The 22,690-nt window shown below is 47.2% G+C and carries 24 protein-coding genes; 11 read left to right on the top strand and 13 right to left on the bottom strand.

Annotated elements, in window-relative coordinates:
* Window positions 1–149: 149 nt before the first annotated feature.
* The 5 genes from KIV40_RS09380 to KIV40_RS09360 form a co-directional block, all read right to left on the bottom strand.
* Complete coding sequence (locus KIV40_RS09380; RefSeq protein ID WP_285348819.1) at window positions 150–509, bottom strand: hypothetical protein; 360 nt, start codon at window positions 507–509, stop codon at window positions 150–152.
* Window positions 510–686: 177 nt separating this feature from the next.
* Window positions 687–1,076 carry a cytochrome b562 gene (locus KIV40_RS09375; protein ID WP_285348818.1) on the bottom strand — a complete coding sequence of 130 codons (390 nt, stop codon included), beginning with the start codon at window positions 1,074–1,076 and terminating at the stop codon, window positions 687–689.
* 100 nt (window positions 1,077–1,176) lie between these two features.
* Window positions 1,177–1,929, bottom strand: a complete 753-nt coding sequence (locus tag KIV40_RS09370; RefSeq protein ID WP_228174843.1) for a phosphatase — start codon at window positions 1,927–1,929, stop codon at window positions 1,177–1,179.
* A gap of 87 nt (window positions 1,930–2,016) precedes the next feature.
* A complete protein-coding gene (locus KIV40_RS09365; RefSeq protein WP_038890684.1) occupies window positions 2,017–2,457 on the bottom strand; it encodes an SRPBCC domain-containing protein in 441 nt (146 codons plus the stop codon).
* 108 nt (window positions 2,458–2,565) lie between these two features.
* Window positions 2,566–3,489 carry a DMT family transporter gene (locus tag KIV40_RS09360; RefSeq protein ID WP_285348817.1) on the bottom strand — a complete coding sequence of 308 codons (924 nt, stop codon included), beginning with the start codon at window positions 3,487–3,489 and terminating at the stop codon, window positions 2,566–2,568.
* 142 nt (window positions 3,490–3,631) lie between these two features.
* Between KIV40_RS09360 and KIV40_RS09355 the strand changes: the two genes are divergently transcribed.
* Window positions 3,632–4,534, top strand: a complete 903-nt coding sequence (locus tag KIV40_RS09355; protein ID WP_285348816.1) for a LysR substrate-binding domain-containing protein — start codon at window positions 3,632–3,634, stop codon at window positions 4,532–4,534.
* A gap of 162 nt (window positions 4,535–4,696) precedes the next feature.
* A complete protein-coding gene (locus KIV40_RS09350; RefSeq protein ID WP_285348815.1) occupies window positions 4,697–5,698 on the top strand; it encodes a serine protease in 1,002 nt (333 codons plus the stop codon).
* A gap of 281 nt (window positions 5,699–5,979) precedes the next feature.
* Here the strand turns inward: KIV40_RS09350 and fliJ are convergent, their stop codons facing one another.
* The 8 genes from fliJ to KIV40_RS09310 are packed head-to-tail and all read right to left on the bottom strand — an operon-like array spanning window position 5,980 to window position 14,045.
* The gene (gene fliJ, locus KIV40_RS09345) at window positions 5,980–6,420 is read right to left on the bottom strand and encodes a flagellar export protein FliJ (protein WP_134976191.1); all 441 of its coding nucleotides are present in this window, start codon (window positions 6,418–6,420) and stop codon (window positions 5,980–5,982) included.
* Between the two features lie 28 nt (window positions 6,421–6,448).
* The gene (fliI, locus tag KIV40_RS09340; protein ID WP_005532229.1) at window positions 6,449–7,801 is read right to left on the bottom strand and encodes a flagellar protein export ATPase FliI; all 1,353 of its coding nucleotides are present in this window, start codon (window positions 7,799–7,801) and stop codon (window positions 6,449–6,451) included.
* Window positions 7,794–8,549 (bottom strand): flagellar assembly protein FliH, encoded by a 756-nt coding sequence (fliH, locus tag KIV40_RS09335; protein WP_285348814.1) that lies wholly within the window; start codon window positions 8,547–8,549, stop codon window positions 7,794–7,796. Before fliH ends, fliI begins: the two co-directional genes overlap by 8 nt.
* A gap of 4 nt (window positions 8,550–8,553) precedes the next feature.
* Window positions 8,554–9,573, bottom strand: a complete 1,020-nt coding sequence (locus tag KIV40_RS09330) for a flagellar motor switch protein FliG (RefSeq protein ID WP_191117017.1) — start codon at window positions 9,571–9,573, stop codon at window positions 8,554–8,556.
* Window positions 9,536–11,287 carry a flagellar basal-body MS-ring/collar protein FliF gene (fliF, locus tag KIV40_RS09325; protein ID WP_285348813.1) on the bottom strand — a complete coding sequence of 584 codons (1,752 nt, stop codon included), beginning with the start codon at window positions 11,285–11,287 and terminating at the stop codon, window positions 9,536–9,538. Before fliF ends, KIV40_RS09330 begins: the two co-directional genes overlap by 38 nt.
* 3 nt (window positions 11,288–11,290) lie before the next feature.
* Window positions 11,291–11,647, bottom strand: a complete 357-nt coding sequence (gene fliE / locus KIV40_RS09320) for a flagellar hook-basal body complex protein FliE (RefSeq protein WP_005532233.1) — start codon at window positions 11,645–11,647, stop codon at window positions 11,291–11,293.
* Between the two features lie 14 nt (window positions 11,648–11,661).
* Complete coding sequence (locus tag KIV40_RS09315; protein WP_181145787.1) at window positions 11,662–12,993, bottom strand: sigma-54 dependent transcriptional regulator; 1,332 nt, start codon at window positions 12,991–12,993, stop codon at window positions 11,662–11,664.
* Window positions 12,993–14,045 carry an OmpA family protein gene (locus KIV40_RS09310; RefSeq protein ID WP_285348812.1) on the bottom strand — a complete coding sequence of 351 codons (1,053 nt, stop codon included), beginning with the start codon at window positions 14,043–14,045 and terminating at the stop codon, window positions 12,993–12,995. The genes KIV40_RS09315 and KIV40_RS09310 overlap by 1 nt, the downstream gene beginning before the upstream one ends.
* Before the next feature lie 385 nt (window positions 14,046–14,430).
* On the opposite strand from KIV40_RS09310, the gene KIV40_RS09305 reads away from it, so the two are divergent.
* The 9 genes from KIV40_RS09305 to lafA all read left to right on the top strand — a co-directional run bounded on the left by KIV40_RS09305 (window position 14,431) and on the right by lafA (window position 22,600).
* Window positions 14,431–15,249, top strand: coding sequence for a FliM/FliN family flagellar motor switch protein (locus KIV40_RS09305; RefSeq protein WP_045396475.1), 819 nt, complete (start codon window positions 14,431–14,433; stop codon window positions 15,247–15,249).
* On the top strand, window positions 15,246–15,614 hold the full coding sequence (gene fliN / locus KIV40_RS09300) for a flagellar motor switch protein FliN (RefSeq protein WP_134976202.1): 369 nt from the start codon (window positions 15,246–15,248) through the stop codon (window positions 15,612–15,614). Before KIV40_RS09305 ends, fliN begins: the two co-directional genes overlap by 4 nt.
* An 18-nt stretch (window positions 15,615–15,632) precedes the next feature.
* Entirely contained in the window at window positions 15,633–16,400 is a 768-nt protein-coding gene (gene fliP, locus KIV40_RS09295) for a flagellar type III secretion system pore protein FliP (RefSeq protein ID WP_285348811.1), read from the top strand.
* Between the two features lie 12 nt (window positions 16,401–16,412).
* The gene (fliQ, locus tag KIV40_RS09290; RefSeq protein WP_005375036.1) at window positions 16,413–16,682 is read left to right on the top strand and encodes a flagellar biosynthesis protein FliQ; all 270 of its coding nucleotides are present in this window, start codon (window positions 16,413–16,415) and stop codon (window positions 16,680–16,682) included.
* A complete protein-coding gene (gene fliR, locus KIV40_RS09285; protein WP_005532242.1) occupies window positions 16,682–17,458 on the top strand; it encodes a flagellar biosynthetic protein FliR in 777 nt (258 codons plus the stop codon). The genes fliQ and fliR overlap by 1 nt, the downstream gene beginning before the upstream one ends.
* Window positions 17,455–18,582, top strand: coding sequence for a flagellar biosynthesis protein FlhB (gene flhB, locus KIV40_RS09280; protein WP_228174784.1), 1,128 nt, complete (start codon window positions 17,455–17,457; stop codon window positions 18,580–18,582). Before fliR ends, flhB begins: the two co-directional genes overlap by 4 nt.
* 31 nt (window positions 18,583–18,613) lie before the next feature.
* A complete protein-coding gene (gene flhA / locus KIV40_RS09275; protein ID WP_285348810.1) occupies window positions 18,614–20,704 on the top strand; it encodes a flagellar biosynthesis protein FlhA in 2,091 nt (696 codons plus the stop codon).
* A complete protein-coding gene (locus KIV40_RS09270) occupies window positions 20,697–21,494 on the top strand; it encodes an EAL domain-containing protein (RefSeq protein ID WP_011999249.1) in 798 nt (265 codons plus the stop codon). Before flhA ends, KIV40_RS09270 begins: the two co-directional genes overlap by 8 nt.
* A gap of 236 nt (window positions 21,495–21,730) precedes the next feature.
* The gene (gene lafA / locus KIV40_RS09265; protein WP_285348809.1) at window positions 21,731–22,600 is read left to right on the top strand and encodes a lateral flagellin LafA; all 870 of its coding nucleotides are present in this window, start codon (window positions 21,731–21,733) and stop codon (window positions 22,598–22,600) included.
* Window positions 22,601–22,690: the final 90 nt, after the last annotated feature.

The raw sequence follows: 22,690 nt of genomic DNA, 5'->3' as shown, positions 1-22,690 counted from the left end.
TTTCCTTTTTTCATAGTTAAACGCCCAAATTCAGCCAAACGCATCCAGCGCATACTTCATAGGTATGCGGCGCTATTTGACTTAGATTCGGGAGTACCACTGCTCGAAGTGGCAGTGTTGTTGGCTTTATTTACTTGTAATTGTTTTTGTTATGAGAAAAGGGAAACAGGTGGCGCGCGAGGAACTGGCGTTTCAAATCGCACACTTAGAGCCAAATAAGTGTAACTGTCAGAAATCACCGAGCTCAGTCGTGAAAGTATCGGTGTCGTTGGAAGTGTATCGTGATGAAAAGTCGAGAAATGGCTAAAAGGACAAGGCTTGCCTTTGTGGCTGACAGAGTTGTCGCCCTCTTCTATCTGAACCAATTCAAAACCGTTAAGCGTACATAGCGTCGCCCACACGCCCACGCTGTTACCATGAGCATTGATAACAGGCATCAGCGTCACTAGCACCCAACTTAGAGCACTAGCAAATAGCATGGAGCGATAAAAAGGAATTAATCTAAGCATAACGGTGACTTAACAAATTTCACACAGCGTAGCCAATTCTGAGTGGTAGCTCAAAAAGAGAATCAATAAGTGGATTCTGCCTCACAGGTTTTCTTGAACACCTCGATTGACAGGCACAAAAAAGCCCGTCGTAGTGGCGGGCTGATATCGTATTCTTTCAAATAACTCAGTGAGCGATTAGCCGAAAAGCTTGCTCCAAATGCTTGGGTTACGCTTGTCGTGATACTCTTCACGTAGGCTATCGATTTCACTCAGCTGGTCTTTAGCTTCTTCTAGCTTGCCTGCATCAAGATCCGCTTCAATCTTGTCTAGCGTTACCGTCAGCTTGTTAAAGCCTTCTAGGTAGATATCGAACTTCTCTGGTGGGTAATTACCACGCTTAGATTGCTCAACGATCGCTTGCAAACTATCAATCGCAGATTTCATGGTGTCAACATCAGACGCTTCTGCCGCCTGCTTGAATTCCATCTTCATCTGCTTCATGTTTTGTTTTAAATCGACGGCTTCTGCCATTGCGTATGTTGAGCCCAACGCAATTACACACCCCAATACTAAAGGACGTAACATCTTCACTTCTCCATTGAATACCGAATTCTCAGTCGGCTTTTTAATGCGAGCAGTGTAAAGCAATCCCTTAACACTTGCATAACCAAAAATGTAATCAAGTTTATGCGTTGCGAATCTCGTCATACTCTGCAATTGGCTTGCGGCCACGTAGCTCTAAGAAGGCTAAGAATTGTTGTGCTGAGTGGGTAATAACCTTGCAGCTGTCGATACCAACTCTATCCATTAACTCGCCCACCAAGTTTAGGTTACCTACATCGTGGCAGAAGTGCGCATCACTGCCCGTAGTGAAGAAGACACCGAGATCCTTACCGATTTGTGCGATCTCATGACAGCGGTCCACACTGCCCACTCGGCTGTTGCCTTTCAGTGTGGTGTTATTGATTTCAATCGCGACATTGTGCTCTTTTGCACACTTCAGCACGGCTTCAAAATCAAAGTCAAAGTTGGGGTTACCCAAATGACCTAGCGCATCTACACGACCGTTTTTGATGATGTTCAACAACGCTTCAGTATGCGTAGCACTGTCCGCTGGGCGAAATACTGGCTCGTGAAAGCTAGCAATCACCCAATCCAAATTGCGATCAACACTATCTGGAATATCGATGTCACCCTGAGTATTCATAATGTTGGATTCAACGCCGCGGATAATCGCAACACCTTCAAGAAAACGAGGCAGAATTTTTTGGTTAGAGAAGAACCAGTAATGAGGCGCCCCCGGCATTGACTCAGCGTGATCGGTCGTACAGAACATATCGAGTCCGTTCTCTTTTGCCGATTTCGCGTTTTCAATCAACGTGCTATAAGCGTGACCGCTGGCGTACGTATGCGTGTGGGTATCAACCTTAAGTTCCATCATCTACTCTCTTGGTGCGCAAATTGACGGCCATTGTATACCCACAAGCAAGCTGTCGTCAGCCCAATCTTAGTTGGCAAGCCAACCCTACTCTTCGCTGATGGTTTTGATCAAAGGCAGTGCCTTCTCCCAGCCGTGATTGAACATCGACACAAAATCACTGTGAGTATAAATGGTGATACTCAACAATAAGCGATCATCTAACGTGTCGATCTGATAGATCTCTCGTGATCCGATCCACTTTGAGGCTAGGTCGCCATCCAATTGCTGCCGATTATCTGGATTAAAGATGGCGACATGATGAAACTCGAGTTTGTGTAACGGCTGCACTGTATCAATGACCGCCCTCGTCCCACCCATATCAGGGTCAAAAAAGGTAATATCACCACCCTCTTCCCATACACCATCAAATCGAGATTGAGGTGAAAAGGCTTGCGCCCATCGTTTGTATAATTCGACATCGGTCAGCACGCTCCATACGCGCTGAGGCGTCGCGGCAATCTCGACGTGATAGTTTAAAGTCAGCATATTTTCTCTCCCAGCACCTTTCTTGACGCTAGTTCAATCTAGTTAAAAATCAAACAGGCACTGACGTTTACACTTCATTTGTCACAGCTTGCTAGGCTAAACCTATCCTTAAGGTGTTTTAGGTCGCAGTAAATGTATACGGCGTGCCGAGAACCGAATCCAGCAGGTATTCATTACCGTCGCTAGGACAATTAAACTGATGCCCATAACCTGAATATCACTCATTTGGTCTTCAAAGAACGCCCATTGCCACACCGCGGTAAACAGCAGGTTGGTGAATATAAGTGGCGCTAATTGAGATCCACTACTTACCAGCTGATACGCTTTTGAACGAAATACCTGCGTATTAATAATCAGCAATGACATCAAGAATATGAGTGCGGTATTGGGCGTTTCAAACATGTTTATCGACAATGAGCTAGCCAACACACTCGAATCATTGACCAACACGAGTGGCAAGATAAGTAGAGCTGCAACACCAAAGGTCCAAAAATTGATTTCTAGTGGTGATAGACCGCTCTTACTTGCTTTGTATAGCGTCAATTGAGAGCCTGAGTTCAATAACCCACCAGCAAGCCCCAGTAATAAGTCGACACGCCACGTAAACTCACCATCCGCTCCTGCCAACAAAACAACACCAGAAAATGCCATCACAAGTGCGACTATCGTCGACATGCGGATTTGTCCACGCATAAAAAGCCTCTCCACAATGGGCATAAACAGTGGCCCGGTCGCGAACAGCACTACCCCTTCAACTAGAGTCAACGTTTGTAGAGAGGCGATAAAACATAACTGACACATACCAATGAAAAAAGCACGGAGCAAAATCGGTTTAATGGTATCGATGGTAGGTAATTTGAGATTTCTAAAGCGCAGCATGACCAATAAAATGAGAGCTGGAGTAAAGAAGCGTAAAAAACTGAACATGGTCACGGACAATTCGTCACTGAGCTGTTTTGCTAACAGTCCTGTAACAGATAAGCTTAATGTAGACATCAACATAAAGATGACGGGTTTATTTTCTTCTTTCATTGGATACTCCTTAATTCACGGAGTATTTTAAGAAAAGGCACAAGCGAGAAATAGCGAGTATTTTTAAACGCTAATGTAAGCAAAACTTACAATATAAAGTTGTTTAAAGATGAAAAAAGAAGGCATTCGGAGTAAAGATACCATGCGCAAGTTAGTCCCTTTGAAGTCCACCTACGCCTTTGTCGCGGTTGCCGAGACAGGCAGCATGACAGAAGCCGCTCAACTACTCTCAGTAAGCCATTCCGCTGTGAGTCAAGCCATCAAATCTCTCGAAAGCCAAGTGAATAAACCGCTGTTCGATCGAGTCGGTCGCCAAGTTCGTCTCAATAACGACGGCAAAAAATATTACCGCAAAGTCGCCCCTGCACTCGAGCAGCTCGTTGATGCAACAGAAGCGCTCCTTCACGACCAAAATTCAAAACGGATTACCTTTAATATGGCCAATTCACTGGCCCTGCATTGGTGGATTCCTAGAATGTCGAGTTTACAAGACTTCGCTCCGCAACTTGATGTTCGCTTATCCAACCTTATTGGGCAGTTCAGTTTAGAGCAAGAAGGTATTGATGCTGCTTTAGTGCACGGTAGCCCTCAAGAGTGGCAAGATTACTACTGCGAGAAGTTGAGCGACGATGAGTTAGTCCTGGTGTGCAGCCCAGAACTATTAGATCAACCAAATAGCCAAGACATCAAACAGCTGTTATCAACCTACCCAATTATTGAAGTCACCAATGACCGCCGCAAGCACGATTGGCAAATCTGGCAGGAACAAACTGGCATAGAAAGGCCAAAAGGAAAAAAACCGGTTACCTTTGACATGTCCATTCAAGCAGTACAAGCGACCATTCGCCGTCTGGGCTTGCTGGTCACACATCGATTGTTCGTAACAGATGACATCAAATACGGCCAGTTGGTCGAACTAGGACAGCCTATCGTTAATCCATCCCAACAATTCTACTTGATATGTCCACCGCATAAACTTAAGCATGAAGCCTTTCATTTGTTACGTTCTTGGCTACGACAAGAATTTAGTCAAACGAAAGTGTAACTTGTTGAGTATTAGCAAGGTATTAGCTAGGCATTAAGACATTTATTCGTTTTCTAGGTGAATAGAATAATGCCGGAATTGGTATAAAGTAAGAAGAGTACTTTCAAACCCAAGGACGGTTTTATGCGGTTGTATCATGTTTTTCTGAGTAGTGTTTTACTCATGGGACCACTGGCAGTTTGTGCAGAAACGGCGAATAACGGTGACGACACTGATTTCACAACATTTATTATTGGCGGCCAACAAGCCTCTGCTAATCAACTCCCTTTCTTTGCTCGCCTAATATTGCACCGCACTGGCTCACGTCAGTTTGCCAACATCTGTGGTGGTACGATCGTCAATGACCGCTACATCATGACCGCTGCACACTGTGTAGAATCGGACGTATTTACTGATGGTTGGACAATCAATGATCTTCGAGTCTTGGTGAAGAACCCAACCATGAATGATGTGTTTGTTGAAGAGTTCAAAGACGTACGTTCGATTACGATTCATCCAGACTACAATCCCAATGACCTGTGGATTAACGATATCGCCATTTTGGAGCTCACTCGTCCAATCACTGATAACGTTCAATCTATCACTTTGCCGCAAGACTTTGGTGACTACAGTAACCAGTCGGTGTACCAGGTTTTCGGGCTTGGGCAAACGTCAACCGACGACCAAACAGGACCGAATTACCTTCGCTGGGCAGAAATTCAGCCGCTCAACGATAGCCAATGTATTTCACTGGTGCCCGACTTCAACTCACAAGAAAGTTTGTGTGCGAATGGCTTTCCAGACCGCGATTACACAGGGATTTGTAGTGGCGATTCGGGCGGACCATTAACCTACCAGGATAACAACGGTAACTATCAGCAAATCGGTATTGTCAGTTATGGCTCTTCTAGATGTGAATCCCCAGCGATTCCAAGCGTATTTACCGAAGTGTTGAATTATACCCCGTGGATCGAAGCACAAACCAGCGCTGGAACAAAAACAACTTATGATGCCTCGCTTGCGGCAACCGAGGATTATCATAGCGAAGGAGACTCCGGTTTTGACCCAGAGGATACCCTCAGTAACGACTTTGGCAGCAATGGCAGCAGTGGGGGTTCTATCGGGTTCGGATGGCTCGCATTAGGCGGTTTACTCACGTGGTTAAGACGCCGAGAAGCCTTGTAGCAAGTGGCTTTAACCTTAGTTACACTTTTTAGAATAAAAACGCTACTTATCGAGATTTTCCTATTCATTCCATGCCGATAATCCTGTTATTATCGGCTACCCAACCACTTACAGATCAAACTCATGAATAATGCTGCATCGGATCGCCGTATTCAAAGTTAAAGCGATGCTGTTTCTGACGCTTGGTGTCACCTTCTCTGTGTTTGCCGGATTTGTCCTATCGCAAATGTTTAGACGAGCTACTTGAAGTAAAGCCAACACCTCAATCAGAGCTAAGCGCACTATAAGACTTTGCGCTTTAATCGAGAGTTGATGATATCTTCAATCAGCTTTTGTTCTTTCTTGGCTTTTTCGTAGTTTTGTTTGGTGCGCCAACGTTCCAGTACCTTCTCCAAGCCTTTAACTCGGGCATGTTTGTAGTCGAGGTGTTTTTGTACAGATGCACATTCCGCTTGCATCACCGCTTGTTCGTGTTCGTGGTGGCGCAGCATCTTTTGAAGCATTTGGTCTACGCGGTTGAGGTTCATCAAAGCCGCGCTATTGAGCACAGGAGTCGTTAATGCGGATTGTCCGGCATGGTTTTTCAAGGCAGAAAGCTGCGCTAACTGCATCGTAAGATGAGAGTGACGCTGACGCATAACATCAAGCTGTTGTCCCACTCTGTCACGCTGCTTTTCTTCCATCAGTTGCAGCTTGCCTACTGCCTTAAGTTTCGATTCCATCTAATTCCTTAATCCGCTTATCAAACTGCTACTGCTGTTCACTTTGAAACATCTGCGCTAACGCCGTCAAACTGGTTGGATAGTCCACCGCTTCATTGGCTGACTGTTGTAAATAAGCACGTAAATGCGGATACATAGAAACCGACTGATCCAACTCTGGATCTTGTCCGGGTTGGTATCCTCCCAGTGGTAATAACTCTTTCACTTGCAAGTAGTTGGAGTAAAGCTGACGGAAGTTATTCGCAATAGTACTGTGCGCCTCATGAGTGCAAGCATTCATGCAGCGACTGATAGACGCATTGATATCAATCGCAGGATAGTGGCCTTGCTCAGCGAGTTGACGAGACAGCACTACATGCCCATCAAGGATCGCTCGAGCCGAATCCACAACAGGATCTTGTTGGTCGTCCCCTTCGGCGAGAACGGTATAAATCGCAGTCAAACTTCCGTTAGGGTTTTCGCTGTTCCCTGCTCGTTCGAGGAGCTGAGGTAACACGCTGAATACCGAAGGTGGATAACCACGTGAGGCAGGTGGTTCACCCAAAGAAAGGGCAATTTCACGTTGTGCCATGGCGTAACGTGTCAATGAATCCATCAGCAGTAACACGTCTTTGCCTTGGTCGCGAAAATACTCCGCCACACGATGGCAAAGTAGTGTCGCACGCAGTCGCATCAGAGGAGATTCGTCGGCTGGCGCAGCTACGATAATGGCTTTCTTACGCGCTTCTGGGGTGAGGTTGCGTTCAACAAATTCACGAACCTCTCTCCCACGTTCGCCAATTAATCCCACCACAATCACATCGGCCTCAGTGTTCTGCGTGATCATGCCCATCAAGACACTTTTACCGACGCCACTGCCCGCCATTAAACCGATACGCTGGCCTTTGCCTACGGTGAGCAAACCATTGATCGCGCGAACCCCAACATCTAAAGGCGTATCAACAGGACGACGCTTAAGCGGGTTGATCGGTTTAGGTTCAAGTGAGACACGATCTCCCCCCTTAAGCGGCGCACCATCATCAAAAGGTTCGCCAAGCCCATTCACTACACGTCCTAGCCATTGTGAACTGAGCTGGACCGTACTGTCGCCGTCAAGGGGGATCACCTTGGCGCCAGCGAACAAGCCACCTAAGCGGCGAATTGGCATTAAGTAAGCCACGGTATGATCAAAGCCAACCACTTGTGCCTCGATCATGTCGCCCTCAGCGGTTTCAACCAGACAGCGCTGTTCAAGTTTGAATCGGCACCCGACGGCTTGCAGCATTAAGCCGTTCACTTTGATCAAACGTCCCGTCACTCGCGCGACAGGAATCGAATCGAGTGACGCTAATGCATCACTCAATCGTTCGTTTAACAGCTCGTGGCTCAACGTGTTACTCATGCTCAGTGCCTACCTGTGGCATCGAGACTTCGTCAAGTAAGTGTTGCTTCACGTTATCCATACAGGCCTGCAGGCGTGAATCGCAGCTCGCATCCGCCTCTGCATCCTCTGTCACAAGTTGGCATCCACCAACAGGTAGCTCTGCATTAGCGACCAGTTTCCAAGCCGTCGGTAAATCCGCGTTAATTTGTGTAATGCGCTCCAAATCCTGCGGGTTGAGATGAACAATCACGCTCTCTGCTTTGCCCGGCATGGCTGACAAGGTTTCATAGACCAGAGCCAGAATCTGTTGCGGCATCAAGGTGAGCTCCGCACGAATCACTTGCTGCGCGACTTTCTGCACCAATTCGCAGATCATATGACGCTGTTGTTGCTCTTTTTCATTCTGCCAACGAGATAAGGCATGGAACAGCTCATTGACTGGTTTAGCCGCTTCCACAAAGCCCTGTTTTCCGGACTGCTCTCCAGAGATAAACCCCTTCTGGAAACCTTCTTTCTGCCCTTCCAGCAATCCTTGTTGTTTGCCTTGCTCAATCCCTTGGCGAAGCCCTTCATCATGCCCTTGTTGTAGACCTTGCTGGAAGCCAGCCTCAAGCTGCTGTTGAACATCCGCTTGCGTATCTTGCCAACCTTGTTCGTCTAGTGCGAAGTTATCTTCAATGTTCACTGGCTGAGCCAAAGGCGGAAAACGATGTAAACGGTAGCCGCTTGGTGGTAAGCGCATGGCGCTTGATCTTCTCTCGCTCATCGCCTTACTCCACCGTTGGTTCTTCGTAGAGTACCAGTTGGATTTCGCCCGCTTCATCAAGCTCTCGTATCAACTGCATAATATCTTGGCGAGCACGCTGTACTCGGCTCAGTACCACTGCACCACGCAGCTCCATGTCATCTTCTAACGCTTTGACCATACGTTGTGGCATAGAGCGTTTGATGGCTTGCTGTAAGGTAATCTCTGCACCTTTCAATGCCACAGCCCACAACTCTAGTGGAATTTGCTGAACCAACGCGTCCATGGTTTCCTCGCGCTGACGACCGAGCACCAGAAAGTCGAACATGTTCTCTTCGATTTCGTTGACCACGTTCTCGTCATGCAATTTGAGCATTTCCATCAAGGATGCGCGGTCACCTTCAAATCGGTTAATGATATCCGCCGCTTGTTTTACGCCCGATAGCGGTGTGCTTTGGCTTGCAGACACTTTATCGATACAGCGCTCCACCAACTCATGCAGATCGTTTGCAACTTGATGATCAATATCTTGCAATTGAGCGATGCGGAACAAGATTTCATCATGATAATCCTGAGGCAAGTGCTTCAAGACCGCAGAAGAGCTGTCCGCAGGCAAGTACGCCAAGAAGATGGCTTGCATCTGAGGGTGTTCATTGACAATGAAACGGGCAAGTGTTTCTGCTTCTACCCACTGCAAACGCTGCATGTTATTGCGAATTTCATCGCCGTACAGGTTGTTGAGTAAGCCCTTAGCCAGATCATTACCCAAGGCTTTACGTAAAGTATTCGACAAGTACTCTTTTGATGCGCCACGAATACCACTGTGTTCACGGAAATCTTCAAAGAAATGTTGAATCACATTGCGGGCAGAATCACTTTTGATGCCATTCAACTTTGCCATTGCACGTGTCACCCGCTGGGTTTCATCACGGCTAAAATGCTGTAACACTTTAGCTGCTGCATCTTCACCCATGCCCAACAGCACAAGCGCGGTTTTTTCTACATAACTAAGCGTCTGCTTTGACGTCGACTGTGCTGTGTTCATTGATGTTTACCCATTGTTTCAGAATTTCGGCTACACGCTCTGGCTCTTCGTTAGCAATAAGCTGTAGATGTTTCAATTGAATCTCTAGTGGAGAACCCGCTGGCGGCAGCATGTCGCTGTTCACATCCAAGCCGGACGATACGGCAATACCTTTCTCTGACAGTTTGCGGTTAAGCACCTCTTCGCGCTCACGCTCTTCACGAGTTTGGAGGTTATCGTATTGCGGTTCTTCTTGTGGCTCAGCAAATTCAAGTTCTTGAGCAGGCTTATCCGCTCCCGTTAAATGCATGATCAACGGGCGCAGCACAAAGAAGATCATCGCTAGCCCCAACACACCGCCAATCACGTAACGCAGTGGCTGCTGAACTGTTGGGTCTTGCCACCAAGGCAGTGCTGGCGGCGCGTCGATCTCAATTGGGGTGAAGTTAAAGCTCATCAAACTCAAGCTGTCACCACGCGCATTCGAGATACCCACAGCGTCCATGATCATGGTTGAGATTTGCGATTTATCCGCTTCACTCCACGCGACGCCATCCGGGGCGGCTTGCGAGTTAAGCAGAACTGACACGCTAAGCTTTTCAACTTGACCTTGTTGGTACTGAGTTCGACGCACACTGCTGCCTACCGCATATTGGCGATTCACTTCTGAACGTGCATTGGTGTTCTGGCTATCGTTGGTTGGCGTTTCACCAGTTACGGGAGGTTGATTGCTTAACGAGCCAGGAATGCCTAACGCGATTTGATCAACAGAATTGTTTTGAATAGTGTGTTCATTACGAACGACTGGTGCGTTGTCGAGGATCTCTTGTGTCTCTTCGACTTGGCTAAAGTTCATATCCGCCGCAACTTGTACGCGGAAGTTACTTGGCCCTACGATTGGCGTTAGCATGTCAGCCGCGCGTTGGATGATTTGCTTCTCAACGCTCTTTTGGTATTCAAGGTATTTCGCGTTCACTTTGCCCGCTTCAGCAGAAGCCACATCCGCACTCAATAGTCGACCGTATTGGTCAATGACCGAGACAAATTCAGGCTTCATTGCTGTCACGCTGCCAACCACCAGGTTGATGATAGCTTCGACCTGCTCAGGCTTAAGATCTTCGCCCGGCTTAAGCTCTAACATCACAGACGCCGATGGATTTTCCGTGTTTTGGCGCACAAACAAGGTTTGACGAGGAATCGCAAGATGGACACGTGCATTCGCTACTGTATTTAGCGACATGATAGTGCGCACTAACTCACCTTCTAAACCGTGACGATAACGTGCCGTTTCCATAAACTGGCTGGTACCTAGCGAGCTGTCTTCTTTTAATGAGTCCAGACCCGTTGGCAATTTCGCTTTCACCCCTTTCGAAGCAAGCAGCATGCGGATGCGGGCAACTTCACCTTCTGGAACCAATACTTGGCCGTTTTGCTCTTGCATGCGGTAGCTAATGCCTTCGCTTTCTAATACCGACACAATTTCGCCGATATCAAAACGCTCTTGTTGGCTGTATAACGGACGGAAGCTTTGCGAAGAGCTCCAAAGCGCCACCACGATGATGGCCGCAACAATGGCCGCTAACACCGCGGATAATACGAGGTTACGTTGGCTGCTCGACCACAATTGTTTGATTTTATTGGTTACGTCATCCATTCCTCGATTTGAGGAAGGAGTCTGAGTTGTACCGGCATGCATTGCAGAATTACCGGCCACTTGAGTGGAAAGTTCTGACATGGGTTACACCGGCATCTTCATGATATCTTCAAAGGACATGACCACTTTGTTGCGCACTTGCATCAAAGCATTGAATGAAAGGCTCGCTTTTTGGCTGGCGATCATCGCGCCAACCAAATCATCACTTGCGCCCGTTTCGACGGCGGTCATTTTTTGACTCGCTACCGATTGATGCTGATTGACCGTATCCAGCACATTGGTCATCGCTTGTGAGAAAGACAATGGGGCGTTCAAAGATTGTTGATCTAACGGGTTTGCACTCACAACAAATTCTGGCGGCTGAACTTGCGTTCGCATTGCCTCCATTTTAGACAGCATTAATTGCTCTGCTGAGACTGCATTAGTTGGTTGACTTGCCATCTACTTTTCTCCTTTTAGGCAGCCGAGCCAAGCGCCGACTGTAAATCAATACCGTGTTCGCGCATGGCGGCGAGCTTGTAACGTAACGCTCGAGTAGACACTCCCAAAGCGTTGGCCGTTTTAGTTCGGTTTCCACCAAACTGACGTAATTTGTCGAGAATAAACTGGAACTCAGCTTGCTTCTTCGCCTCAACGTGGCCAAAGCTTGAAGCCGGTTCAGCGGAAGGCACAGGCGCCAGCAATTCGATTGGCAGCATCAGATCATGCGCGGTGATGTAATCCCCGTGACGCATGACAAGTGCACGTTGAATGACGTTTTCGAGTTCGCGAATATTGCCCGGCCAGTGATATTGGCTCAGGGCAGAAATGGCATCTTGAGACAGATGGCAGCGGCTGCCGTCTTGGTATTTTCCAATAAAGAACTGACTGATCGGCAAAATGTCTTCTTTGCGCTCTCGCAGAGGTGGCCAATGCAATGGCAGCACATCCAAGCGGTAGTAAAGATCTTCACGAAATGTGCCTTTTTGCACTTCTTCGCGCAGGTCTTTGTTGGTTGCAGCGATCACTCGGATATCCAACTGAATCGCTTTATGACTGCCAACACGTTCCACTTCTCGCTCTTGAAGCACACGTAATAACTTCGCCTGCACCGCTGGTGACATCTCACCAATTTCATCCAGTAGAATCGTGCCACCATTGGCCTCTTCAAACTTACCGCTTTGCGAATTGGTGGCACCAGTAAATGCCCCTTTCACGTGGCCAAACAGTACTGCTTCCAACATAGATTCTGGAATCGCAGCACAGTTCACTGCGACAAACGGACCGTCATCACGAGGAGATTGCTCATGAACATAACGTGCCAGCACTTCCTTACCCGTACCCGATTCACCAGTAATAAGCACGCTGGCATTGGTGCAGGCAGCGCGGTGCGCGAGTTGAAGCACTTGTTTACTGCGCCATGATTCAGCCACGATGTTGGCCAGCGGTTTGCCCAAGGCTTCCACTCGCTTGAGTAAGTTCAGCAATTGATTCGTTTCAAAGGGACGAAGTAAGTAATCCGTCGCCCCCGACTTCATTGTTTCCGCCGCCAAAATGCCCTGCTCTTGATCAACAATCGCAATCACCACACCAGCACTACGCTGTTTTTGATGACAAGCGACAAACTCACGTACACACATGTCCGGTAAGTTTGAGCTGACCAACGTAATGCAAGCTCGCTCTTCCAATAGCGCGCTGCGACCAGTACGACTGTGTCTTGCGGAATAACCAGCATTCCCAAGTACATCCAGCACTGGTTGAGCGAGGTGTTCATTTGGCTCAACCAACAAAATATCCATTTTCGTCATCATTGAACCTTTACCTTCTCTTGTTGGGGTTGTTGTTTTACTTCTGGGTTGCTTTTGCCTGGCGTGTGCCTGGCCAAGTCATTTTTAGTAATCACACGCTCGTTATCTCGAACCAAGCGCAGTGTCACTCGACGGTTTTTGGCTTGCCCTGCTTGGGTGTTATTACTGGCAATTGGATATCGCGAGCCATGAGCACGAACTTCAATCAACGAACGGTCAACACCTTGTTGAACCAAAGCCTCTGCGACTTGCTCAGCTCGCTGGCGAGATACGTTTAAATTCGCCAATTGAGAGCCAACATTAACGGTATGGCCATCGACAAGAATTTTGGTGACGCGATCATCGACAGAAATGTAACTGTAGAATGCTGCCAAGGTACTTTGTTGGCTGCGGCTTAATGTTTTTTGACCAAACTGAAATGGTAAATTCACATCACGAGCCTGGGAGTAAGATAACTTTGGCAGTTGATCTCGACATTGATTGAATGAGGTCAATGCATTTTGTATTTGAATGGTTGGCAGAGTGATACTGCTGAGAGCGGAACCTTCACTTCCACCAAGTGACAACGTAACCCAACTTCCGGAAGAAATGGATTCAAGTAGAGACTCTATATCATGCGAGAAAGCGAACTGGTTAGTTGCCGAGGTAAACGCAAGCGAAGCCTCTTCTTTTCTTAAAAGCTCCCCTTCCCACGGTGCACTCTCACTAAGCAATACAGCGCCGTTCCATTTATTGTTGTTATTATGAACGTTGGCAATAAAAGAAACTCGGTTATTTGGTTCCGCGCGGAAATAAAACTTCCCCTCAGGAATATTTGAGTGCATTAAGTTGCATTCAAATTTACTTCCTTTATATAGCCAAGTGGAAATATCCATTGGAACGGTGATTTTCTCACCTGCCAATGCAAAACTAGGTGAAGTTAAACCAGCTAACAGGAATACTTTAGAAAATATTATCAAACGGCTTCTTTGTAGGTATTTATCACAATTCCCTGACATAGAAGGTTTAATTAAATATGCCATTGGATTATAAAATTTGGCATAGGTAATCATATAAATTCCCTATTCTGAAATATTAAAAGTGGTCATAATTCCGTCACAAAGCTCAAGCAAGCATTCATAAATAGACTTTTTAGACCAACAAAACAATGAGTTACAAGGCTCAAATTGCAAAGACTGCCGTTCTATCCATCAGCATTAACTGGTCGAATTAACAACAACTTAGCTAATAATTGTTATATTTTTTATTAACTCTTTTATAAGTCAAAGCTAACTCTTTTTAATTTTCATTAAAAGTACCTATAGTTAGATTCAAATCAACATGTGAACTAAAGTCACAATCTTTAAAGTTGAAACTAAAGGTTCTTAAAAAATTCTGTGTAGACTGTCCGCTATTAAGTTAAAACAGTTTAGTTTGTTAACGCACGGTAAAATACAAATGGAAAGCAGAGTTAATGAGCCTATTTCCGACATCAAATTGCTTGATGTAGAGTTGCTAGGCAAACCTATTCATATCATTCGTGAGAAGCTCGAAAGTTTGATCTCAGAGTCTTGTTCGGGCCTAACCAATGAATTACAAAATTGGCTCAGCACCAACAAAATTGAAGCGAATTTAGTTGCCGTAGAACTACACAGATTCTCACCAACTTTATTGGATAAAGACCAAACCTCCACCTATCAACACCAAGATGGTGGCATGGTGTATATCCATGGAGACGCGCAAGCATTAATCAAACTGGCCGATCGCTTTTACGGCGCCGCAACCGAGCGCACTTCCACTTCTTTGACGGCGAGTGACTTACGGCTTCAAGAGCGCATCAGCCGAATCATCATCAACTGGCTTGCACCGCAAGAAATGTGGCAAACCTGCGAGTACGAGACACCACGAGGAATCGGACTCCATGCTGAGCTTTCTATCGCGTTTGAAGATTTCCAAGGTGCTATTCACCTCAAGCTCGATAGCACCATGATTCAAACTTTGATCGAGCAGCTAGCCCTCCATAACGATACGGACTTGTATCAGCCGTTTTGTCGCTCTCTGGAATCAACACCAGTGCGTCTCAATGTCGTATTGAGCAAGAAAACCATGGCGCTGAGTGATGTGGTCGGATTGCAACCGGACGATATATTGCCCATCGAGCTTCTCAACACCGTGCCAGTAAGCATTGGTAACCAAACTCTTTTCTCTGGCCGTGTTGCGGAACAAGACGGCCAGCTTGTACTGATTTTTAACCCAGATAAGGAATCGCAGCGATGAGCGACGCGCAAGACAACCAAGCATTCGACGCCGATGATTTAAACTTTGACGATTTTCAATTGGAAGATTTTGAAACTGAACAGGCATCCGCTCCCGAGCCTGTTGCAGAGCGCGACCTAAGTTTCTTCAAAAGCATCCCAGTAACGGTCACGCTAGAAGTCGCAAGCAAAGAGATTCCTTTGGGCGACCTGATGAAAGCCGGTGAAGGCACAGTAATTGAACTGGACAAGCTCAATGGCGAACCACTTGATGTGAAAGTAAACGGCTCTCTGATGGGGCAGGCAGAAGTCGTGGTTATTAACGACAAATATGGCCTACGCCTGATCGATGTGCATGACTCTGCGCTTAGCGGCGTAGGTCGATAAATTCAGGTGGGTGGTGCGATGAATCTTCTGAGTGACAGTCAGCTTCGGTTGCCGTTAATGGTGATTGCATTACTGGGTTTACTGCTGTTTGCACTGCCAACCATGGCTGCCGACAATGGCTTAACCATCTTATCCGTTTCCGACGGGGACACACAGCAAGAGTACAGCGTTAAGCTACAAATCCTGTTGCTCATGACAGCTCTCAGTTTCTTGCCAGCCTTCATCTTGATGGCCACCAGCTTTACACGCATTATCGTGGTGTTGGCGATTCTGCGTCAGGCATTAGGTCTACAGCAAAGCCCGCCAAACCGTGTTTTGGTCGGCATTGCACTGGCATTGACGTTACTTATTATGCGCCCTGTCTGGACCGATATTCACGACAATGCTTTTAAGCCTTATGACAATGGCGAGATCACCTTGATGCAGGCGTTTTCGGTGGCCGAAAAGCCAGTGCGAAACTTTATGTTGGCACAAACCCACCAAAGCTCGCTGGAGCAAATGTTGCGTATTGCCAACGAGCCCATCGACCAAAACGTGGAAGACATTTCGTTTGCTGTCGTTTTGCCCGCTTTTGTCATCAGTGAGCTGAAAACCGCGTTTCAAATTGGCTTCATGTTGTTTATACCGTTCCTAATCATCGACCTTGTCGTCGCCAGCGTGTTGATGGCAATGGGTATGATGATGCTGTCACCCCTGATCATTTCTCTGCCATTCAAGCTCGTAGTGTTTGTTCTGGTCGACGGCTGGGCAATGACGGTCGGTACACTATCCGCCAGCTTTGGGTAGTGGAGGCGCATCATGACACCGGAACTCACCGTTACCCTATTTTCTGACGCCGTCTGGCTGATCATCTTGATGGTGGCCGTTTTGGTCGTACCGGGTTTGATTGTTGGCCTGTGTATTGCTGTATTTCAGGCTGCCACGCAAATTAATGAGCAAACCCTGAGCTTCCTGCCACGTTTGTTAGTCACGCTGCTGATGGTGATTTTTGCAGGCCACTGGATGCTACGAAAAATCATGGAGTTGTTTGATTTCTTGTTCCATAACATACCGGGAATGATCGGCTAATGGCGATCACGTTTGCGGAACTGTCTGTGATTCTAGGTCAGCTTTGGTGGCCATTTTTTCGCGTCGGTGCCGTGTTCATTTCCATGCCATTTTTTGGTGACGCGTTGATTCCAGTTTGGGTCCGCAGTTTACTTGCGCTCTCGATTGTGGTGATCACCGCCCCCCTGATGCCACCGATGCCAGAAGTCGAACTGTTCTCGATGACCTCGCTTTTCTTAGCCTTTGAACAGGCGATTTGGGGGCTGATGTTCGGCTTAATCCTGCACATGTTGTTCAATGTATTCACCATGCTCGGCCAGACTATCTCGTTACAAATGGGCTTGGGTATGGCGATGATGAACGATCCGGTTAATGGCTTGTCTGTGGCGATTCTAGGTCGCATGTTCCTTATCTTTTCGACTTTGCTTTTTCTTGCACTTGAAGGGCATTTACTGGTTATTGATATCGTCATTCAAAGCTTTGTCATTTGGCCTGTAGGCTCGGGTATCACCGCCCTGTCTTTGCAAGGTGTCGTGAATATCTTTGGGTGGATGTTTGCTTCTGCGCTTGCCTTAGCATTACCAGCGATCGTTTCTATGCTGCTCGCCAACATCAGCTTTGGTGTGATGAACCGAGCCGCGCCCTCTCTAAACGTTTATGCGCTGGGTTTTCCGATGACCATGCTGTTAGGTTTGTTCAGCGTGTTGATCTCTGTCTCTGGGGTGCCAAGTCGCTATACCGCGTTAGTTCACGACACCATTCGTTTCTTAAATAACTTTATGTTGGGGGGCGCATGAGCGAACAGTCGTCTCAAGACAAAACCGAGAAAGCCTCCCCCCAGAAGGTGAAAAAAGCCCGTCAGGAAGGACAAATTCCGCGCGCAAAAGAGTTCACTACCGCAGTTATCTTCTTAGCCGTTGCGATGTTTTTTTATTCCCAGCTCAACAGTATTTGGGAAAGCATGTCTGGTGTATTCCGTTACAACATGACCCTAACCAAAGCAGACCTAGAAAACCCAAAACAATTGGTGGAGCACCTTGGTCAGAGCTTGGCGGTGATCATTGAGATGCTCTTGCCTCTCTTCACAGTCATCATCATTGTCACCTTTGGCAGCAGCATGGTGTTAGGCGGCTGGATGTTCCGTCCGGCGAACGTGCTGCCGAAACTGAGTAAGCTCAATCCTATTTCGGGCATTAAGCGTATTTTCTCCACTCGATCAGTGGTGGAGCTGGTTAAGTCCACCGTCAAGGTGTTAGTCATCTTCGGCATTCTTTATGGCTACCTAGACAACCATCTTCAGCCGCTACTTGGCATGCAAAACTTACCACTTAGCCAAGGCTTTTCACTGATCATGTCGATTTTGTTTGAAGGTCTGCTGCTGATGGGATTCGCCCTGTTACTGTTCGGAGTGCTTGATATTCCTTACCAGCGCTGGGAGCACCTCAAAGAGCTGCGCATGACCAAACAAGAGCTGAAAGAAGAGTTCAAGAACAACGAAGGCCGACCAGAAGTTAAGCAACGCATTCGCCAAATCCAGCAACAGTTTGCGCGCCGTAAAATCGACAAGATGGTGCCCACCGCTGACGTGGTGATCACCAACCCGACCCACTATGCCGTGGCATTGAAATACGAACCATCGTTGTCCGATGCACCATTTGTGGTGGCAAAAGGCGTCGATGAAACCGCAATGCATATTCAACGCATCGCCCGCGAGAATAAAGTCGAGATCATCAACTCGCCGCCGCTGACTCGTTCGATTTATCACACCACGGCCATTGAGCAAGCCATACCAAGCCAACTCTATATCGCGGTGGCCCATATTTTAACTTACGTTTTGCAGTTGAAAGCCTTTCGTAAAGGGGACGGAAAGGAACCGACGCCTTTGCCTCATTTTTCAATTCCAAAGCATTTGCAACACTGATTAACCCGCGTTTACCCAAGGACACCAGAGTATGTTTAACCGGTTAAAACACCTTCAAACTTCCACTAAAGGCTACATTGGTATTCCAATCGTCTTGTTGATGGTATTGGCAATGGTCATCTTACCTTTGCCACCATTGCTATTGGACGCGCTGTTCACCTTCAATATCGTGTTAGCGATCTTGGTATTGCTGGTCAGCACCACAGCGAAGCGACCACTCGACTTTTCGATTTTCCCAACCATTTTGTTGGTCGCAACCTTACTTCGCCTCACTCTAAACGTTGCTTCAACGCGTATCGTATTACTTGAAGGTCACAACGGCAGCGATGCTGCAGGTAAGGTGATTCAAGCCTTCGGTGAAGTGGTGATCGGCGGTAACTACGTGGTCGGTATGGTGGTGTTCATCATCTTGATGATCATTAACTTTGTCGTGATCACCAAAGGTGGCGAACGTATTTCTGAAGTGTCGGCACGCTTTACCTTGGATGCACTACCTGGCAAACAAATGGCCATCGATGCCGACTTAAATGCAGGCTTGATTGACCAAGAAACCGCGCGCCAACGCCGCAAAGAGGTGGCGAACGAAGCGGACTTCCACGGTTCCATGGATGGTGCATCCAAGTTTGTGCGTGGTGATGCGGTTGCTGGTTTGCTGATCCTGTTCATCAACATCATTGGTGGTATCAGCATTGGTGTATTCGAGCACGGATTGCCTGCATCAGAAGCCTTCAAGACTTATGCCCTGCTGACCATTGGTGACGGACTAGTTGCTCAAATTCCATCACTGCTACTTGCTACCGCTGCAGCCATTATCGTGACACGTATTAACGACAGCGATAACGGCATGTCGGAAACCATGCACAAGCAGCTGCTTGCAACACCAGCTACCTTGTATACCGTCGCCGCTATCATGGCGACCATTGGTATGGTTCCAGGAATGCCTCACCTCGCGTTCTTCACCTTTGCCGCAGTGCTAGCATTTGCGGGCTGGCGACAAAGCAAAAAGCCAGTGCAAGATACACAAATCGACCAAGTAGAAGCCCTATCTCATGCCATGCAGGAAGAAGAAACCGCACTCACTTGGGACGATATTCCTCATGTCCACACGTTATCTTTAGCGTTAGGCTACCGCTTGGTGCACTTGGTAAACAAAGAGCAAGGCGCGCCTCTAGCGCAGCGTATTCGTGGTGTTCGCCGCAATCTCTCTGAACAAGTGGGTTTTCTACTGCCGGAAGTGCGTATTCGCGACAATCTCAGTTTAAAGCCGAACCAATACACCATTGCTTTGAACGGCGAAGTGATTGAGCAAGGCTTTATCGAGCCAGAACGTTTGATGGCGATTGCCGTGGGTGAAACCTATGGCGAAGTAGATGGGATTCTTGGTAGCGACCCCGCCTACCAATTGCCTGCGGTTTGGATAGAGCATCAAGACAAAGCGAAAGCGCTGAACATGGGCTACCAAGTGGTTGACGATGGCACGGTTATCGCCACACACATCAGCAAAATCATGAAAACTAACTTGGCTGAATTGTTTACTCATGACGATGTTGAAGCCATGACTCAACGTCTGACAGCGCAAGCACCAAAATTGGCCGAAGCCTTAGCAGCGGCTCTAACACCAGCGCAGCAGCTTAAGGTTTACCGTCAGCTCCTGCTCGACCAAGTGCCGTTGAAAGACATTCGAACCATCGCTAATACCATGTTGGAATCTTCGGAAAACACCAAAGATCCGATTTTACTCGCGGCAGATGTTCGCTGTGCACTCAAGCGAACCTTAGTTAACTTAGTCGCTGGGCAGAAAAACGAACTGAACGTCTACGCCTTGTCTGATGAACTTGAACAGATGCTGATGACGTCGTTGCAACAAGCACAAGCCGCAGGCGCTGTAATGCTCGATAGCTTCCCTATTGAGCCAAACATTCTTAGCCAATTCCAACAGAACTTGCCTTTAATTCGTCAGCAATTGAAGCAACAAGGGCTGCCGCCAATTTTGTTGGTTATGCCGCAATTGCGCCCGTTATTGGCACGCTATGCACGTACCTTTACCCAAGGATTGGCGGTACTGTCTTACAATGAAATTCCAGAAAATAAACAGATCAACGTGGTAGGAAACCTTGGTTAATCTCATCTCAAATAAAGCGATGTATGACTACTTGTGCAATCTCGCACTGCAACACATTGTCACGGACGACGACCAACTGGTGTTTGATGCGCTCAAACACAATGACATTCAACACGCCTGTCAGGCCATACGTAAAACAAAAACCGGTGAGGTGGAATACCAGCACCTTACCTTGCGCTTTGGAGTACGTGGCGAGCAGAGTGTTTATCAGTTTGAACTGTCTGAGCAAATGCAATATTGCTTAGATTTATACAGCTTGTATCTAGCCCTGCGCCAAACTCAGTTCCAGCTCGATACCTTTCATCCAGACCTTATCAGCAATGTCGTGGTGCCTATTCGGGTCGATGCCTTAATATGGCAAGCAGGGCATCACTTTTTGAATCAGATAATTCAATTCCACAAGGCAGCATTTCAACATGTCGTGCCCGCTTTGCAAGCCGATGAAACTCTTTGCCTGCATGAACGCGTCGCTGCTTTAGTTGAACAGCTGAAAGACAACGCGTATGCCTTGTGGTTTGAAATTGCGACCAGCCAAACACACTTTGAACGCATTGCCGAGTTTGAACCTGACCTGATCAAACTATCGGTCACTATGGAAAACAAGCAAGATCAGCATGCGTTCCTTCCCATCGCACGCTTCCTGCGTCGTAATCAGTTCCCTTGGGTGGCTGGTAGAGTCGCAAGCCAAAATGAACTCAACCGCTATCGCTTACTTGGTGCAAGCTATTACTTCGGCTATTTCAGTGATATTCCCACCTCATTGTCGTTTAAATCGTTCGACGATAAATAAACAGGGGGAACGATAAAGGACAAGTTCAACAATAAGAACTCGCCCTTTTTTATGTCTGAACAGCCTTAAAACGCGGATTTTCTGGAATAGATGTCACTAAAAGTCATCAAATTAGGCGATTTCGAAAAAATTTTTAATTTTCCAATTAATCATTCAAACCAAACGACCGCCTCTAGTTAGTGAGCAAGGGAGAATCCCGAAGCCTGAAAGAATAGTTAAAAACTAAGGAGACCAAGATGGCTTTATCTATGCATACTAACTTCGCATCGCTTGTAACTCAAAACACGCTGAACAATACAAGTAATCTTCTGAACACGTCAATGGAACGTTTGAGCACGGGTTACCGTATCAACTCAGCAGCAGACGATGCAGCAGGTCTACAAATTGCTACCCGTCTTGAGTCTCAAACTCGCGGCATGAGCGTTGCAATGCGTAACTCGCAAGATGGCATTTCAATGATGCAAACTGCGGAAGGCGCGATGGATGAAATGACAAACATCGTATACCGCATGAACGACCTAGCAACTCAAGCTTCGAACGGTTCTGTATCTGCAAACGACCGCACAGCACTAGACGCTGAATACCAGCAACTAGGTGAAGAACTTGCGAACATTATGGATTCAACAAGTTTTGGTGGTAACAAGCTTCTACAAGATACAGGAGCATTTGGTGCAGGAGCAGTTGACTTCCAAATCGGTACTCAAGCGGGTGAAAAGCTAGCAGTAAACGTGTCTACGGAAGTGCAAGCAATCAACGCTTCAATCGGAACATCTGGTTCACTAGCAGTGGGTGATCTAACTTCAGCTGCAAACGCGCAGACTGCAATGACAGCACTAACAGGTGCAACAGGTGATGCTGGTATTCTAGGTCAAATCGGTACTGCACGTTCAGCATTGGGTGCGAACATCAACCGTCTTGAGCACACAATGACAAACCTAGGCAACATGGTTGAGAACACATCTGCAGCGAAAGGCCGTATCACTGACGCAGACTTTGCTGTTGAATCTTCAAACATGACGAAGAACCAAATGCTAATGCAAGCAGGTACAACAGTTCTTTCTCAAACTAACCAACTGCCAGGCATGGCAATGTCGCTACTGCGTTAATAGAACCTTTCTATTCGCTAACAACGCGCAAAATTTAGTTCGTCTGAAAGCTCAAAGCCTCCCCTTCATACGGGCTGTCTCTTATACACA

It is taken from the genome of Vibrio sp. D173a (assembly GCF_030248475.1).
This window is presented reverse-complemented; position numbering and strand designations above follow the sequence as displayed.